Genomic DNA, 16,263 nt, shown 5'->3' with positions numbered 1-16,263 from the left:
GGTTGTCCTCGGGGGCTACACCCGCTTGCTCACCGACGAAATCCGTGACTGGATATCGTTGATGACCTCGCCGACCGACTGCCGCGAACCAAGCCGTAGCACGACCTGCTCGGGCGACTGCTCAACTTCTCGCACGACCATCCGCTCCCCTTGGGTAGGCAGTCCGTCGAGGGAGAGGTCGTCGACGAGACTCAGGCCTGCATCATCCTTCGGGATGGTGACCGTCGCACTCCAGAGCGGCTCCTGAACTCGCTGAATTAGATAGAGCGCCGCATGCTGGCACGCCCGCTCCGTCGCCAACTCTGGGATCGTCCGGATAACTTCCGGCGGGTCACTCCCCGCAGTCTCCGCCGTATACGACCCTTCCACCTTGTACTGGTAGTCAATCTCGTAGTCCGTCGAGTCGGACATGCTCCCAGTACTCAGTACCTTGATACGGCCGTTGATGCGGTCGAGCTCGTAGTCCGTCCCGTAGGTGAACGTCCCCCCAGTGGAGAAGTCCCGGACGATCTCCGTGGTCGGCACCAAGTTCGAATGGTTCAGCGGCAACCAATTATCATAACTCGACGTAAAGTCATCCCCGCGGACAGGGCGAGCCGCGCCCTTGATGACGGCTTTGAGGTACTTCGACTCGACGTTCTTCTGCACCGAGTAATCGACGAGCGCGGTGTCGCTGTCGGCAGTCCTCAGTCCAGGTTCGGTCCACTCGACCGACCACCCGTTCTGGTCGCGCTGAAGCTCCCAGATGAAGTTGCCGTAGTTGGCGATTTGGTTGAACACCGACTTCAGCGAGTCGTCGTACTTCTGGCCGTCCAAAATCGGCGTATCCTCGAGGTCGCCGTAGACGGTGAAGCTCTCGATGCGCTGGGTGTTGAATCCCTCCATCGGCGTCGGGCTATTCCGAGTGCCGTACCGACTGAGCGTCACCCGGAAGGTCAGCGATGTCCCCGTGTTCGGGAAGCTCGTCTCGAAGCTCGATGTGTTGCTCGCCGTCTCCCAGGTCGTTCCCTCGTCGTTACTTAACGCGAGTGCCTGGCCGTTCGAGGTATCGTCCATCGACACCTCGACCCGGCCGCCCGTCACGTTGAACGCGGTGGTCGTCGTCTCGAACTCGATCGGGAGGGCGTCTGGATGACTCTCCGGCCCGTTCAGGCTATGGTTGGGGAGGGCGTCGTTGTCGAAGAAGTAGTTGTACCTGCCGTCGAACCCGCCGAAGATATCAACGAACGCCGATTCGCTCCAGTCTTGGCTTGACGGCGTGCTGTCTTCAATCTTGACGCGAATCGTGCATGTCTCCCCGGCGTTCAGTGGCGATGAGATGGTCCCGGTCTGGTTCGTCCAGTTCTCGCCGATGCTGAACCCCTCGGAGGTGCCAGCGAATTGCTCACCGTTGATGGTCGCCTTGAGGGGCGGGCCGTTGCTAATCCCGTTTGGGTTCCCGAACCGGACCCATCCGCTGGCCTGTCCGGCAGGGATGTCGTAGGCCGGCGTGAACTGGGCTTCGACGTAATTCCCGTCGTTGGAGAGTTCAATGGCGTTGCCGGCCGTATCTGACAGGTCGCTGGTGACGTTCCAGTCGACGTCTGTGTGCGCGGTCCCATCGAACTCCGTCGAGTCGCCCCACGCCTCCAGGTGCCAAGCGGTTTGCTTCGTCTGGACGCCACCGTCGACGATTTCGGCCGGCTGGTCCGACGGAATCGTGACGAAGTTCTCAAACTCCGACTGCGTCGACGCCTCCTGAATCACCGTATCCGACCGCGTCGACGTCGAAGGGTCGTCGACATGCATCGCGTAGCTCGTGTTATTCTGGCCGAGCTCCTTCGCCGCCAGATGCGCTTCGTGGTTGTCGAACTCTGCTTGCACGCGGTCATCGAGTTCCTTCCCGCCACGCCCCTCCAAGACGGTTCGACCGGGCTCCATCCGGACGTTGATGAGCTGGTCGATCGGGAGAATCCTGCCGTCCTTCCAGACCGACAGCGGAGCTTCCTCGAACGCCTCGCCTTGCCACTTCTCGTCTCGGGGAACGGGGATCTCGATGCGGGGGTAGTCGTTGAGCGCCGGCGTGAACTGTGGATCGTCGAGGAGTTGCGGCCGAAGCGCCTGCCCAGAGGGATGCTCGACCTTCACCTCATAGCCCTTCGAGCCCGTTCGCTCACGGGGGACGCCGCTCGACGCGGTCGAAACCGTGTTCGTCGCCGCCGACTCGTTCGTGGCGTCCTCGGTGAACGCCTCGATCTTGTACCTGTAGTCGTTCCCTGGACTTAGCGTGTCGTCGGTGAACGACGTGATGTTCGGGTCGACCTCGCCGACCTCCATCCACGGCCCCCAGCCGTAGTCGTACTTTCGAGCTCGGTAGATGCGGAAGCCGTTCTCGTTGTCGGACTGTTCGCTCCAGGTGACCTCGGCCGTGAGCGCTGCCGTGATGGTCGCGGCCGGATTCGTCGGCGTGGGGAATGCCGTGACAACCGTCGCACTCGCCGTCCACGTCCCGGGGTGTGCTCAGTTTCCGTCCGAAGCTGGACCTCAAACTCTTCGCCGTCCGGGAGCCCCCGAATCGTCGCCGACGTCATCGCCTCACCGACGGTCCCCCAGTCCGTCCACGTCGACACGTCAGTCTGACGGTACCTCAACCGATAGTTCCCGTAGTCGATGACGTCCGGCCATGTCGCGGTGATCTCGTCCTCGATCCCGTTGTCCAGGCTTGGCGTCTGGGCGTCGGGGAGGTCGGTCGTCGCGGTCACCACGCCCGAATCCGATTCAGCATCCTCGGTATAGGCGGCGACCTTCAGCTCGTACTCCTCACCGTCGCGCTGGCTCGTAGTCGTGTAGGACGTCGCGTCTGCTGCGGCCGTCCCGTCGAACGTCCACGAGGCCGTCCCTGTCGGTCGGAGGTAGACGCGGAACTCGTCCTCGTTGTCACTCCGGTCCTGGAATGCGACTTCGAACTGGTCCCCGGAAACCGTGAGTGAGTCGATGACCGGCGCGGGGAGGATGGTCGTCGCCGATACCTGTGAGGAGTCCGCCGACGCATGGTCGGTGACACGCCGAATCGTGTAGTAGTATTTCTCACCGTCGGGGACGGGAGTGTCCGTCCACGAGGTGGTGCTCAGCGTCGAGATCGTCGTCTGGAGCGTCCCCAGACTGCCATCGGTCGACCGATAGATCTCCCAGACGCCGTCGCTGGAGTTGTCGTTCCGCGTCCAACTGACACCGATCTCATTCTGGGTCGACGTGTCGAGCGTGACCCCCGACGCCGCTGGGAGCGAGGTGGTCGCAGCGACGTTGACCGACGGGTTGTCTTCCGTGGTGCCGTAGACCGGTGCGAGGCGGTAGTGGTACTCCTCGCCGGACTCCAATCCGGTATCCGAGTGTGTTGTGGTTCCAGCCGCAATAGTCGCTATCTGGGTGTAGTCAGCGAGAGACGAACTGGATGCTTGCGCCCGGTAGAGGTGGTACTCGTCGGCGTCGGGTTTCGCATCCCACCCGAGGTCGATTTTGGTGCCGCTCGCGACCGTCGCGGTCAGCCCGGAGCCGTCCGTCGCGGCCGTCCCGGTCGTCGCCCATCCGCTGGTGGTGTGTTCGGTTTCCGCACGAATCCGCCACTGGAAGGTGTCTGCGCTCTTCGAGACGGTGAACTGTTGGCTTGTCGTGTTCGCCGAGAGGTCCGTAACGTGGGTCCATGCACCGCCATCGACGGACTTCTCGACTCGGAAGCTGGTTTCGTTGTCGGTGTTATCCGTGAAGCTGAGCGTGATAGCGGTCGGGGTGTCGACGGTCTGGGACGCCCCGGACGGAGCGGACAGACTGGTCGTCGCCGAATCCTCGTTCGAATACGATGAGGTGCCGGAGGCGTTGTACGCCCTGACTCTGTAGGTGTACAGTTCGCCGTCGAGGACGTTCGGATCATCGTATGTCGTCACCCCCGCGTTGACGGTGGCGATTTCGCTGAATCCCGACCCGTCGTGGGCACGCTCTATCCGGAACCCGTCTTCGTTGTTGCTGTTGTCGTCCCACGAGAGCGACACGTCGTCCGCGGTCGCGGAAGCGGCGAGGTTCGACGGTGCGGCCGGTGGCGCAGAATACGTCCAGTAGTCCGTATAGAAATTGACGTTGCTGGACCCTCCTTCGAAGTAAAACCCGAACCCGCCGGTCGAATACCTGCTGTCTGTGACGGAGACTTCCCCAGCGAGCGCACCGGACTGGTTGTAGACTCGGGCCGTTATCGTGTCCTGCCAGTCGACTTCTATCTTGAACCATCCATGCGTATCCGGGATGGTCGCGTTTGCAGAAGCAAGCATGGTGCGACTGTTGACCGAACTCCCTGTGCGGTCGAAGATGTAGATGTTGTCATACTGCGGGGTGACGTGGACCTCGTAACAGCCGTTGACAGAGGAGCCGCCGAACAGTACCCCCAGGCGGTTATATTGCCCGGCGTGGTTGAAGTATCCCGAGAAGGTGGAGCCTTTGGGCGGGTAATTGGGAAGTCCTCTGGACGAATAGTAGATGCCCCCGCCGTCTGTGTCGGCGTTTACGTGGCCGGAGTACGTCCCGCTGTAGACACGACTCGTGCTGGCGTTGAATTTTTCGTCGTTCCAGTGTTGCGTGTATGCTGAGGTGTCCCCGTCTTCGAAGTTGTCGATGACGACCATCTACTTTCGCACCTCCGATCGATCCACCAGCGTCTGAACCTCCTGCGGATCATAATCCGAACCGGACGCGACCGGCGCGAGGAGATCCTGGAGCCCCGACGGCGTCGGCGGCGTCTCGTTCTCCGGCACCGTCCAGAGCGGCCACTCCCAACCCCGCTTCAGACTCATGTTCAGATAGTACTCTGCGGTCGGCGACTGACTCGGATCCTCGAATCGGACCTGCGCCTCGATGCTCGCGAGCCCGATCTCCGTGACGTCCAGACCGGCGAGCTCCCAGTTCGACGTGCCGAGCGCGACCGCCGACCAGGTGCTCGTCGACGAGTCCCACTCCTCGACCGCGAGTGAGTTCGCCGCGGTGTCGAACGTGAGGCGGACGAGGCCGTTATCGCACACCGGATTTCCGGAGAAATCGTGACTCGTCGAGAACACCTTCTTCCACTGCAGATAGCCGTCTCCGTCAAGTTTCGAGCCGTGACCCTGGGTATCCCAGACCCGAACGTCGACATCCGCCTCCGCGGTGTAGTCAACGTCGTAGACGAGCGTCGGGTTCGTGAACGAACTCGCTTTCGCGTCGACGACGTCTACATCACCGAGCTCTGCGCTCCGGGTCTCGACAACCGCGACCGCCTCGGTCTGCTTGGACTCCGAGTCACTCCATCGGACGTCCTCCGCTGCGGTCGGCACGCCGACGAGCGCGGTCTGGTCGTTCCCGAGGTCGTTCTCGACCTGAACCACCGTCGTCGAGATCGCGCGCCGTCGCGATGCTCGGGTCCCGTCCTTCGCGAGCGACAACCGATACCGATAGAGGTTCTGAGCCTTCGGATCTGCCGGTCGGACGTCTGCTTCCTCGACCGAGTAGTAGCCGTCCATCGGCGTCGACGTCCCACGTCCCGCAAGCGGGAGTGAGCTGTCGCCCGCTGCGGTTGCGAGCTCTTCGAGTTCCGACGCCATCTTCTCCGCGTACTTCCCCCGGTAGACGCCGGACAGCGCCCGCGTTCCGGGTTCAGAACTCACATGCTGGACCACGCCGGAGTCGTTGTCGAGGAGGCCGTGTTTGCTCAGGTTCTGGCGCTGCTGCTGTTCGGTCTGGGTTTGGCCCGCCCTTGGGAGAGCGAGCGCGTACAAAAGCAGGTCGGTCATGTTATGATTCGGTCTGTTGCATTCCGTCGAACACGTCGTTCAGGTCCGCGATTTCGACGACCGTGAGGCTTCCATCGAAGATGCTCGACTCGTCTTTTGGAGGGACCATGTTCGGACTCTCGACCGCGACGTCGAGATGATCGTCGAGAAATCCGTTTGGGGTGTACTGGCCATACTCGAAGCGGGCAGGCGTGATACTGTCCGTCTGGCCGACCCGGAGGTAGTTCATGAACACGTTCATTCGGGTGATACGATCCGCTCCCGTTGCCGTGCGTTTGTTCGGCCCCTTAGCGGGGTCCGGGCTGGATCCCCACTGGCCGGTTTCACCGGTCCAGCCCATGAAGTCGATCTCGAAGACGTGCTGACCGCCGCCCTGGTCGAGACTGATTCCTTTTCGCTTTGATGCGCCATCGTCGAGGAGACCGACGAAGAACGCGTACAGGTTATCGCCAGCGCTGTCTATCAGGTAGCCCGTTCGAATGGACTCCTCGACGTCCACCGATTTGAACTCGAACCTCCCGGTTTCTTTCGTTCCGTCTCCGTCGACGTCGGCATCGATTTCGAGAGCTACGTTCGATTCGACCATGCTATCTCCTCCAGGATCCGTTCCCGTCGAACTCCTTTTCGAGCTTCTTCACACGGCGCTCCAATTTCCGTGTCTCCCGCCGCTGCTTCCGCTTCAGCTCCGAGAGGTCGACGTTGTAGGTTGGCGAGTATTCGACCTTCGGGCGCTGCTGCTTCCGTTCTCGTGCTTTGTTTCTTCTCGTATCTCTCCCGTTCTTCGCGCCTGCACTGCCGCTCAAGGCGAGGAGACCGCTACCTCTGAGGAGAGCTCCTCCGGCCATTTCACCGAACGGAAGAGGACCGTCAGCAAGCGCGAGGCCGCCAGCAGCGAGTCCCAGGCCGGCGGCGCCTGCTGCCTTCCCTGGATTGTCCATTGCCCACCGTCCTGCTCCTTCGACGGCATTGTTTCCAGGAAGAGTATTCCACAAGACGGAGGCAGTCGCTGCCCCTGTCCCGAGGAGCTGGTCGACGAGGCTCGGATTACTGCGCCCGCCATCGTTCGGACGAGTGACCGCCGGGGATCTGTCCGGCCGGCCGAGGCCAGGATGGGGTCCAGGTCCAGGCCACTCGTTCGGTGTTGGCGGTGGGGCCGCATCACCGCCGTCGTCTCCGTTGCTATCCTTCTTGATGAACTCGGAGATGGTGATAGTCCCTGTGATGAATGACGCGATACCTACGGTCCCGTTCAAGATGTCCGCTGCAGGAACGATCCCAGTGATAAGGTCCGTCGCGCTGACGGTCCCTGAAATGAGGTCTACCGACTTGACGGTCCCAGAGACGATTTCGTAGGCGCCGATGCTTCCCGAGATGAGGCCACTGATACCGACCGTGCCAGTGATAAGCGCCGACGCGCCTACCTTCCCGATCAGGCTCGCAATCGAGAGCGTTCCACCGAGCATCCCGCCAAGACCTCCACCCCCAGCACGACCGCGAAGGTTCCCCTTCTCGGTTACCTCCAGGAGCTCCCGAAGGAGATCGTTCCGGGTCCGGCTAAGGTCATGCTCGATCTCCCATTCGTCGAGGACGGGACGCTCCTGGAGGTCCTCACGGAGCCCCGAGAGGACGTCCGTCTGGGCGTCGAGCAACTGCCGCGACATCGCTCGCTCCCGGGATGCTCGTTCGACCGCGTCACCGCCGCCCGCGTTCGCCAGCTGGGACGACGCCGACGATGCGTCCACCTGGACGGTGACGTCTCCGATTCCGCTCTGAATCTCTTTTCGAGCATCTCGAAGCGAGGATTTCTCTACCTCGACTTGCAGGAGGCTCTTAGTGCTGAAGCTTGTCATGATTGAAAAACGGCCGTTACTTCACCCGAACCGTTCGGGGAGCTATTCAGACTGGAGAGTATGGATTACCAGCCGATACTGACTGGTCTGGTACAGTAAGAGGGCACCTCCCGCGTGCATGGCCGCATTCACGTAGTTCCCGTCAATAACTGGAAGAATCGCCAGAAGGAGGAAACCGTAGGATGCGTACTCCAGTGCCTTCGAAACGCGAGGGTCTAATTTAACCGAGCGAGCGGTTTCTATATCCATTGGGACGTGTTTGATTTCCCGATGGTTTAATCATTTACCCTCTCCGAACGCCGCGAACACCTCCTGAGCGTTAAGGAGGTCGTGGACGACGAGGTAACACTCGATGGTTCGCCACGGAAGCTCCTCGACGATGCGCGGATCAAGACCACGATGAAAGGCCAGCGCCTTCACGTAGTCGAGAGCTACTTGTCGGTCGACGTCTTCTTCGCTCGCTTCTCCGCTACTAATCGCCCGAAGGAGTTTCCCTCCTCTTCCCCGACCGACGTGAGCTCGTCGACGCGAGCCTCCGCCCACTTCAAGAACGGAATCGGGAGTTGCGCAACCGCCGCGACCGTCTTCTTCTCGTCATCCTCGTCCGGGAGGTATGGGGCGTCCACCGTGCCCTTGGCGACGAGATGGACGCGCGTCGCACCATCTCCGGGGCTACTCTGCCCGCGAGCAGCGGCCTCCGAGACGAGCGTGTCCTCGACGGCGCCGAACTCACCGCCGGTGAGGCCAGCGAGAGTCACGTGCTCTGCAGGCGTCGTCCAGTTCGAGATGACGGTGTCGGTGTGTGCTTCGTCGCGCGCCCATCGAAGCCCCTTCAGGTGAGTGTCGATTTCGTGGCCGCGCTGCGCGAGCTCGGGAACGACTGGGTTGTCGTCGTCGAGGTCGGCGAGCTGCTCGGCGAGTTCTTCGCGTTCGTCTTCGAGTCGCTGGATCTCCTCGGCGAACTCGATGGTTTCAGTTCGAAGCGGCATTACGCGACCGTCACCCCGTTGACCTGGTAGTCGAGATTCTCGTTCATGTCGTTCTCCGCGCTGACGAGGTCGCTCCAGTTGTACGTGTCTGGCGTGACCTCCGAGAGGTTGAACGTCTTCGTCGTCCCGCCGCCGTTCGTCACCGCGAACGAAGCGGACACACCGCCGACGGAGTCCTGGGGCGCGGTCGAGCCGGCCGCACCGTACGCGAGCGCGAGTTGGTCCGTCTCGGTCATGGTCGTGTCCGCCGACAGCGATGCCTCCGGCGCCGCGATGACCGCGTCGATGGGCTTTCGGCCGGACCCACGCTGGAAGCGGGCGATATTGCTAATTTGGAGCGTCGAGGACTGAAGCTTCGCCTGCGTCGTCGTATTCACGTCGAGCGACGTGCCGTGCCACTGGTAGACCGTTCCGGGGTCCTCGATGGTCGACGGGGTGATGCTCGTCGCGAGCTTCTCGTCGGCGTAGATGCAGGTCACGCTGACGCGTACCGGACCACCCTGCTCGTACCGAATCTGGTACTGCGTGGGTACGACACCGATGAGTTCGCGCTCCGCGGTCCCGGTGAGGTAGTCGATACCGAGATACCACCGTGACGACGCGGCGAGCCCCGGTGCAAACCCGGTTCCGGCGTCGTTAAAGATGAAGTTGTGATGGTTCCAGTGTTTCGCGATCCACGACGCCGAGAACGCGCCTTCGAGGTTGCCCTCGATGCTCTCGACCGACTCGACGCTATCGGGGTCGCGGATGCGCTGGAGCTGGTTCGACAGCTCGATCTCCTCGATGGTGACGTTCTTGCCTGGCAGGTAGTAGTCCGGCGAGGAGTCGGTGTCGTCGTCCACCACCGACCCCATGAAACTCGATTCGATGCCGTACGCGACCGTGCTGGTTCCGGCGCCGGTCATCGTGCTGTGCCTCCGTCAGGTGGGGTACTGCTGGTTCTGGTCATGGTAGGTCTTCGTAACCGTTGAACACGACGTCGAAGTCGGTGCGATAGTAATCCGCGTAGTTGCTCGACTGCGGCGCCTCGTTCGTAATCCGTAAGTCGGTGTACGTCACGTTCGCCCCGCCCGCGTTCGGATACGTCCGTTCGACGAGCAGTGCATCCCGGACACGGGAGACGAGCCCGCCGTCGTTGTCGAACGGAATGCCGCTACTGCCGTTCGGGTCGACGTACCCGAACTCGCGGTGCGTGAGGCCTTCAATGCGAACACCGACGACGGCCTCCCGCGAGTGGTCGTACTCCGTCCCGATCGGCTGACTCGTAACATCCGAGAGCGTCGCACCGACGTAATTCGCCTTCTCCAACTCGGCCGTCCGCGACCGAATACTTCCATCGAGGATCTTGCTCTCGTCGCGGTCGACTCGCTTCAGGGGCGTGGTGAGCGAGCCAACGACGGAACCGAGTTGGGTGAGTACCCACTCGACTTCCGGAGCGCTCATGACTGGACCTCCCGACGAAGCCAGTTCAATGCGTCCCGGGCTGCTCGCGTCTCCTTCACGCCAGCGACCTCGACCTCTGGCAGGAACACGCGGTAGCCGTTGCCCTCCTGGTCGAACTCTTCACGAACCCACTCCGGTGGATTGTGGCGCTCTTCCCAGACGAACGAGAGCACGGGGTCACCCTCGATGGTGTGGTCGCTCGTGCCGAACTCGAGATAGACCATCGCTTCGTGCGTCCAGCCCCACCGAATGGTGAGCCGGTTGGCGGACCGATCTACCTCGACACCGCCGAAGCTGTCGATGATGGAGTCGACTCGGTAGTCAAACTCCCGTCCGTACTCGCGGAGGCGGTCGTGGGTGAACTGGACGGCTTCGTGAACGAGGTTACCTTGCTTCCCTATGAGTTCGTGTTCAGCCTCGTCCAAGACGGCCTCGCGGAGATCGTCCTCGAAGCTACTGTCGAGCTTCATTGGTTGATTCCCAGGTTGCCTTCGTGGTAGACATCGAGCAGTTCCTCGGCCTTCGACCGCATCTCGTCAGCCTTCGTCTCGATGTTGTACACCGTCGCGTTCTGCGGAATCTCCACGACGGCCTCCTCGACCAGATCAGACCCGGCCAAGAATGCGACCGCTCGCCGGACGTTCCGGGGGATGCCCTCGTGGCCGTAATCGAGCGCGGCGTACACGGCGTTCGACAGCGACGGGATATCGTCGTCTATCGAGTGGACGTTCAGATAGAGCTCGGAGACGCCGCCGTTGTTGATGCGCACCCAGTAGTCCTTACCTCGGTGCTGGTTGCCGACACCGCCGGTGTAGTCGCTGGAGGCGACCCAGTCGTCGTACCCGCCCTTCTTGTTGACGACCGAGAGTTCGGTGATCGCCTTGACGTCCTTCCGTGCGAGCCGAATCCGAGTGTAGGCCGGGATGTCCTCCTCGTAGATGTTGCCGGTCGAGAGCCGGATTTCTTGTTTCGGCTCGCGGCGGAGGTCTTGCCAGCGCTGGCGGTCGTGGCGAGGGCCGGCTTCGAGTAGTGCGTCGCTGTTCCGGCTGTACCGGAAGCGTTCGCGCTCGCTCGCACCGTCGACGAGCGCCCCGTGCGTGGGGATGTCGTGCTCGTCGTCGCGAGAGTTCGGGCCTGTCGGGATGAGGTTGTCCGAGTCCTCGCTGATACCACCTGGGATGTACCAGTGCCGGCTGATGGTCTTTTCCAGCCACTCGGTCTGCGACGTGATCGCGTCGAGTACGATGTTGCGGTCCTGCTCGACGTCACCCGGGAGTGATGCTTCTCGCAGCGCTCGGCGGACATCCTCGACGGTACAGTACCCAGTTGGCATGACTCACTACCTCGGGTTGTTCCGCACTTCGGCGCTGATGGTCGTGCCGTTCGCACTCGTCAGCTGGACGGTGTCGGCTTGTGGGACGTCGACGACGTAGGACCCGGTCGCGTTGAGCGTCCGACTGTCGACATCGTACGTCCCCGCGTCGCCGACGATCTCGATGGTGATCGTGTCGTCGGCGTTCCCGTTGAGTCCCTCCAGCGCGACGCAGACCGCGGGCGTGTGGTAGCCGTCGACCGAGGCGGACACTGTCTCGGACGCACCGAACGTCTTCGAGGTCGCGAGGACGGTGCTGGCGTCCCACGCCGGCATGGATTAGGCCTCCTCGTCGGAGTGGTACGCGCAGGGAAGGTCTCGACCACACACCTCTCCGTCGGACTTGACGACGTCGCAGGTGTTGGATCCGTCTTCGCCTTCGGTGGTCTCCTCCTCGTCGGACGCTGGTTCATCAACCAGCGACTCCTTGACCTCGGCGGCGCGTGCCTCGATGTCGCGGACGTACTCGAAGTCGCCGCGCTCCTCGCAGAGGTACGCGGCCATCTCCTCGTCGACGTCCACCTGATCTCCGATCTCGAATCGGCGGTCGAGCGGCCGGAGGTACACCAGGCCACCGTCGGTTTTCTCAACTCGTGGCATGGTCAGGCACTCCCGGTCGCGATGACGACCCAGCCGCTGGCGGTTCCGTCGACGTTGCAGACGGTCGCAGTCGCGCCCGCGCTCGTGATGTTCGCCGGGCCCGTCCCGACGAAGTCCGCATCGGTGAACGACAGCGTCGGCGTAGCCGCGCCGCCGTTGTGGACGACGGTGACCACACGGCCAGCCTCCGCGGCGCCGCTGAGGTCGACCGTGTTCGTCCCGTCCGCAGTGACGACGTGAACGTCCGTGTCGGCGCCGACCACCGTGTCTGCGGCGTTCGCCGGACTGTCGGTGACCACGTTGCCCACCGCACCATCGGCGAGATGCTTGCCGTTCTCGTAGCGCTCACGGATCTCTGCGTTGGTGGTTGGTCCAGCCATCGGTTACCAGCCTCCGGGTTCGAACGCGTACGTCTCCGAGTCGAGCGTGACGCTGGTCGCTTCGGTCATTCCGCCACCGTCGACGGTGTAGGCCAGGTTGACGGTGTTCGAGTCCCAGACCTTGGTCACGACTGCATTGTGCTCTGCCCCGTCTGTGTCGACGAACGTCCCGAGGTCGCCCTTTTCAGGTCCATCGTCGTCGTCGAGGTCGTCTGCGATTCGACGGATCTCCTGGCGTTCGTGGTCGTCGAGACGGAGCCGGTGCTCGGCGTTTCCGTTGGTGCTGACAAGGTACTCGGTACCGTGCTCGTCAGTCTCGGTGTAGAGTGTCATCTCAGATTACTCCGTTAGGCCGCCGGGTCCGCGATGTTCTTCACGAGCACGCCGGCCTGCATCCGCTTGATCTGGAAGTCGAACTGGCCCTCCAGCCAATTCCGGGAGTGCAGCCGGTTCTCGTGGACCTTGTCGGTGTCCGTCGTCTGGTCGAGCTCCATCTGCTCGAAGAGCCCGAACGCAAGGTTCTCGGGGTCCGTGAGCATCGCGTAGCTGGTCGGCCAGCCGTTCACGCCAACGACGTCGTAGCTGAACGGCGTGATGTCGGAGTCGCCGAAGATGACCGCCGAGCCGAGCGGGTCTTCGCGCTCGGTCAGGCTCATGGTGTAGGCCTGGACCTGGTCGGGGTTGCAGAGGAACTTGACACGGTCGGGGTCGCGGAACCGCGAGTCGAGCGTCGTGATTGTGTCGTCGAACATCTGCGTGTCGACCGACGCGCCAGCCATATCGACCTGCGGCATCGTGCTGGTTTCCGCGTCGGCCGTGTCCTCAAGGCCGATGCGGTCCGACGCCGAGTCGCTTCCTTCTGCGATGGCGAGCCAGCCGTTCCACGTGGTGTCGAGTTCGGCCGCACCGCCGATGGACTGGAGGTTGCCGCCAGATGCACCGGCGCGGATGCCGATGAGGCCGATGTCGTTGCCCCAGCGCTGGACGAACTGGTCGATGATGTAGTCGCCGAACTGGTCGGGCCCGTAGTGCGTGTTCTTCAGCGCGTCGCGCTTGGGCTCGACGAGGATGTAGTACGACTGGTCCGTCGCGTTGAACTTGACTTCGCCCGACTCCGCCGCGGAGTTCGTCGTCCGAGAGGCCTCCTCGGCACGAGCGTGGCCGGAGAGTCGCGGGACACCGAACTGCGGGACTTCCTGCTCGAGGCGAGCCAGCGTCATGGTGTCCGCCATGCCGAGGATGTTGACCTCCTTCTGCATCCGGTCGAGGAACTCCTCGGTGACTGCGCTCGGAAGCTGGAAGCCGTCGAGTTCCGTCAGCCCGATGTCCTTCTGCGAGAGAGTCGCCTGCTGGTTCTGCTGCCGTACTGCGTCGATAGTGGTGTTCGTTCCCATGTAGAAATCGCTCCGTTAGGACAGCGCCTTCCCGATCGCGGTGAGGCCGTCTTCGTCGTTCTCGTCCGTTTCAGCCGAGGCTTCCAGCTGGTCGCTGTAGCCGGACTGCTGGCTGATGGTGTCGATGCGCTCGGCCTGCTCGTCGATGTCCGACTTTAGGGACTTCGCCCACTCGGGCGCGTCCTCCATCGGGTCGACGTCGTCGCTGGCATCCTTCTCGCCCTCGTCGCCGTCGGTGTCGGCGAGGTCGTCGATGCGCTTGGACTGTTCGGTGAGCTGTTCCTGGAGTTCCTTGGCCCACTCGGGGGGCTCGGTGTCGTTCTCGTTGGTCATGTCGTCAGCGGTCTCCGTGCCGCTCTCGTCGTCCGGCGTGTCGCCGCCGGCGGCGTTCTTGTCGTTCTCTACCTCCTCGTCCTCGTTCTCGTCGTCCTCGTCTTCGTCGCCGTCGTCGGCCCACGTCCGGGCGCTGTGCTCGGAGAGATCGAAGGTCGTGTCCTCGCGATCGGTGAATCGTGTCATGCCGTGGTCGACGCCGGCGTCCTGGAGGACATCCAGACTGGCGTCGATGGTGGCATACAGGCGGTGGCGGTTCGCCGTCGAGAGCGTGCGGCCCTCCTTGTCGATCGGGTCCACCTGCAGGCCGGATGCGCCGAACAGCGTCTTCGCTGCCTTCGCGTTCAGCGTGTCCATCTGCTCAGTGGTGTTGCCGGTCGCCTGTTCGAGGTCACTGGTACTCCCGTAGATGCTGACGTGCGGCTCGTCCAGCTCGTCCGGGAACACCTCGTTTCGCCAGTCGACGTACACGTCGCTGTTCGGGAAGTCGACCCCGATTCCGAGGACCTCGTCCTCGTAGTTCTCGGCCTTGTCCTCTGGGGCGACAACGCGGAAGATGTCCGCCTCGAAGCCGCCCGCGTCTTTCTCGCGACCGCGGTCCGGGGCCTCGGACACCGCCTTGTCGTCATCGGTCCCGGAGAGTACTCTGAGGAACGCCTTTCCTGCAGACGCGAGCAGGCCCTTCGAGCCGGGCTCGCCCGCGCCCTCGACGTCGACCGCGCGGTTGAGGTACTCCCAGAGGCGCTCGGCCTCGTCATCGGAGTGACCGCGCTGCTGGGCTTCCTCGATGAAGCCGTCGCGGTTGCCGAGGTGGTCGGCGAGTCGCTTCTCGGCGTCGGCCTTCGTCTCCAGAATCTGAGCGTCTGGTACCGCCGGGATGTCGACGGCCGAGACCTCGCGGATGATGCCGTCGACGAGCTCCCATACGAGGGCGTCCTCGGGAGCGTCGTCAGGGAGGGAGACCTCGTCGGGGAGTTCGTCCTGCTCCATCGGGCCATCCCACGAGACGTTGATGGCGCCGATCGAGTAGCCTTCGAGGATGCCGTCGTCGACGAGGCTCCAGAGCTCCTCGTCCTCGAACTTCCAACTCTGAACCCACGCACCTTCGGGGGCGGTCGTGCCACCGATGTCCGTGGCTTCGTCGAGGACCTCGTTGCGTTCGAGCGAGGCGTGTTCGTCGGGGAACACGGCGTGCATGACGCCGCCGCCGGCTTCGCCGACCGCCTCGAAGTTCTCGAACTGCTCGGCGAACTGGGCGATCGTCTCCGGTCGCTCCCAGTCGCCCTGGAGGTCGACCGCCCAGGGCACCATCACGATTCCGGTGGCGATCTGCTCCTGGTCGTCCTTCGCGACGAAGTCGACGTCCTTCCGGAGGGTCGACTTGTCGGACTTATTCACGGGGGGCATGTTTCAGCCCTCCTCATCTTCGTCGTCGGCGTCTGCGTCGGCGTCCTTGGTCTTCCCGAGCTTTTGGGCTCGACCGGTCGAGAGGACGCCGCGCTTCTCGCCGCGCGCTATGTCTTTTTCCGTCATGGTGGTCGAAAAGTCAGTTCAGCCCGGTCGAACCTCACACAGGGGAGTCGGGTCGCTCCCTGGATCATCGGCAGTTGGGCGATATGTTAAGTGGTTACAGAATAGCTACACTTCATATGGGTTATGGGCAGAACTACGGGTCGAATTACGGAATATCAACACCGAGTGAAGCTGCTGATGCCTTTAGCAGATTCTTAGATGTATTACCATCCTTGGAGGATCTGGTTCAACAAATCGTAATCCGCCTGATTTGGGAGTTCTTATCCTCCGAGATACCCTTTGAACAGATCTTGCGAGCAATCAACTTGCTCTGGGAACAGCTCCAGAATAGTGAACTGTGGTGACCCGTGTCGGCACCAGACGGTCGAGGTCTTTACATTGATGAAACCTATGCAGGAATGTCGTCCGGGACGTCCTCCGAGTCCGGCGCCGGGCCCTCGGGCAGTCGGTCGTGGAAGTTCGTGATCTCCACGTAGGGGTACTCCAGTCGGATGGAGTCGTAGTGGTAGCTCCCGTGGCTGGAGGCGTTCACGAGGCCCGCCCACTCCGTCGTCGGGACGTTCACGTACGCGTACAGCGA

The 16,263-nt window shown here is 62.7% G+C and carries 19 protein-coding genes; all 19 read right to left on the bottom strand.

What is annotated here, in order from left to right:
* Nucleotides 1-15: 15 nt before the first annotated feature.
* The gene (locus NGM07_RS00090; RefSeq protein WP_253514937.1) at nt 16-2,316 is read right to left on the bottom strand and encodes a hypothetical protein; all 2,301 of its coding nucleotides are present in this window, start codon (nt 2,314-2,316) and stop codon (nt 16-18) included.
* The gene (locus NGM07_RS00085) at nt 2,262-4,649 is read right to left on the bottom strand and encodes a fibronectin type III domain-containing protein (protein WP_253514935.1); all 2,388 of its coding nucleotides are present in this window, start codon (nt 4,647-4,649) and stop codon (nt 2,262-2,264) included. The genes NGM07_RS00090 and NGM07_RS00085 overlap by 55 nt, the downstream gene beginning before the upstream one ends.
* A complete protein-coding gene (locus NGM07_RS00080) occupies nt 4,650-5,789 on the bottom strand; it encodes a hypothetical protein (protein WP_253514877.1) in 1,140 nt (379 codons plus the stop codon).
* A 1-nt stretch (nt 5,790) separates the two neighbouring features.
* Nucleotides 5,791-6,288 (bottom strand): hypothetical protein, encoded by a 498-nt coding sequence (locus tag NGM07_RS00075; RefSeq protein WP_253514876.1) that lies wholly within the window; start codon nt 6,286-6,288, stop codon nt 5,791-5,793.
* 88 nt (nt 6,289-6,376) lie between these two features.
* Nucleotides 6,377-7,639, bottom strand: a complete 1,263-nt coding sequence (locus tag NGM07_RS00070; protein ID WP_253514875.1) for a hypothetical protein — start codon at nt 7,637-7,639, stop codon at nt 6,377-6,379.
* A gap of 279 nt (nt 7,640-7,918) precedes the next feature.
* A complete protein-coding gene (locus NGM07_RS00065) occupies nt 7,919-8,059 on the bottom strand; it encodes a hypothetical protein (protein ID WP_253514874.1) in 141 nt (46 codons plus the stop codon).
* 11 nt (nt 8,060-8,070) lie between these two features.
* The gene (locus NGM07_RS00060) at nt 8,071-8,628 is read right to left on the bottom strand and encodes a hypothetical protein (protein ID WP_253514873.1); all 558 of its coding nucleotides are present in this window, start codon (nt 8,626-8,628) and stop codon (nt 8,071-8,073) included.
* Nucleotides 8,628-9,533 carry a phage tail tube protein gene (locus NGM07_RS00055; RefSeq protein WP_253514872.1) on the bottom strand — a complete coding sequence of 302 codons (906 nt, stop codon included), beginning with the start codon at nt 9,531-9,533 and terminating at the stop codon, nt 8,628-8,630. Before NGM07_RS00055 ends, NGM07_RS00060 begins: the two co-directional genes overlap by 1 nt.
* Nucleotides 9,534-9,573: 40 nt before the next feature.
* Nucleotides 9,574-10,071 carry a hypothetical protein gene (locus tag NGM07_RS00050; RefSeq protein ID WP_253514871.1) on the bottom strand — a complete coding sequence of 166 codons (498 nt, stop codon included), beginning with the start codon at nt 10,069-10,071 and terminating at the stop codon, nt 9,574-9,576.
* On the bottom strand, nt 10,068-10,541 hold the full coding sequence (locus NGM07_RS00045) for a hypothetical protein (protein ID WP_253514870.1): 474 nt from the start codon (nt 10,539-10,541) through the stop codon (nt 10,068-10,070). Before NGM07_RS00045 ends, NGM07_RS00050 begins: the two co-directional genes overlap by 4 nt.
* On the bottom strand, nt 10,538-11,404 hold the full coding sequence (locus NGM07_RS00040) for a hypothetical protein (protein ID WP_253514869.1): 867 nt from the start codon (nt 11,402-11,404) through the stop codon (nt 10,538-10,540). The genes NGM07_RS00045 and NGM07_RS00040 overlap by 4 nt, the downstream gene beginning before the upstream one ends.
* A 6-nt stretch (nt 11,405-11,410) precedes the next feature.
* Complete coding sequence (locus NGM07_RS00035) at nt 11,411-11,719, bottom strand: hypothetical protein (RefSeq protein WP_253514868.1); 309 nt, start codon at nt 11,717-11,719, stop codon at nt 11,411-11,413.
* Between the two features lie 3 nt (nt 11,720-11,722).
* On the bottom strand, nt 11,723-12,043 hold the full coding sequence (locus NGM07_RS00030) for a hypothetical protein (RefSeq protein WP_253514867.1): 321 nt from the start codon (nt 12,041-12,043) through the stop codon (nt 11,723-11,725).
* A gap of 2 nt (nt 12,044-12,045) precedes the next feature.
* On the bottom strand, nt 12,046-12,423 hold the full coding sequence (locus NGM07_RS00025) for a hypothetical protein (RefSeq protein WP_253514866.1): 378 nt from the start codon (nt 12,421-12,423) through the stop codon (nt 12,046-12,048).
* 3 nt (nt 12,424-12,426) lie between these two features.
* The gene (locus NGM07_RS00020; protein ID WP_253514865.1) at nt 12,427-12,756 is read right to left on the bottom strand and encodes a hypothetical protein; all 330 of its coding nucleotides are present in this window, start codon (nt 12,754-12,756) and stop codon (nt 12,427-12,429) included.
* Between the two features lie 14 nt (nt 12,757-12,770).
* On the bottom strand, nt 12,771-13,817 hold the full coding sequence (locus NGM07_RS00015; RefSeq protein WP_253514933.1) for a hypothetical protein: 1,047 nt from the start codon (nt 13,815-13,817) through the stop codon (nt 12,771-12,773).
* 15 nt (nt 13,818-13,832) lie between these two features.
* The gene (locus NGM07_RS00010) at nt 13,833-15,557 is read right to left on the bottom strand and encodes an XkdF-like putative serine protease domain-containing protein (RefSeq protein ID WP_253514931.1); all 1,725 of its coding nucleotides are present in this window, start codon (nt 15,555-15,557) and stop codon (nt 13,833-13,835) included.
* A 3-nt stretch (nt 15,558-15,560) separates the two neighbouring features.
* Nucleotides 15,561-15,683 (bottom strand): hypothetical protein, encoded by a 123-nt coding sequence (locus NGM07_RS25265; protein ID WP_256524396.1) that lies wholly within the window; start codon nt 15,681-15,683, stop codon nt 15,561-15,563.
* A gap of 388 nt (nt 15,684-16,071) precedes the next feature.
* Nucleotides 16,072-16,260 (bottom strand): KTSC domain-containing protein, encoded by a 189-nt coding sequence (locus tag NGM07_RS00005; RefSeq protein WP_256525356.1) that lies wholly within the window; start codon nt 16,258-16,260, stop codon nt 16,072-16,074.
* Nucleotides 16,261-16,263: the final 3 nt, after the last annotated feature.

The organism is Halorussus vallis (assembly GCF_024138165.1).
Lineage (GTDB): Archaea > Halobacteriota > Halobacteria > Halobacteriales > Haladaptataceae > Halorussus > Halorussus vallis.
Note: the sequence above shows the minus strand (reverse complement) of the source record. Positions and strands in the feature narration are given on the sequence as shown.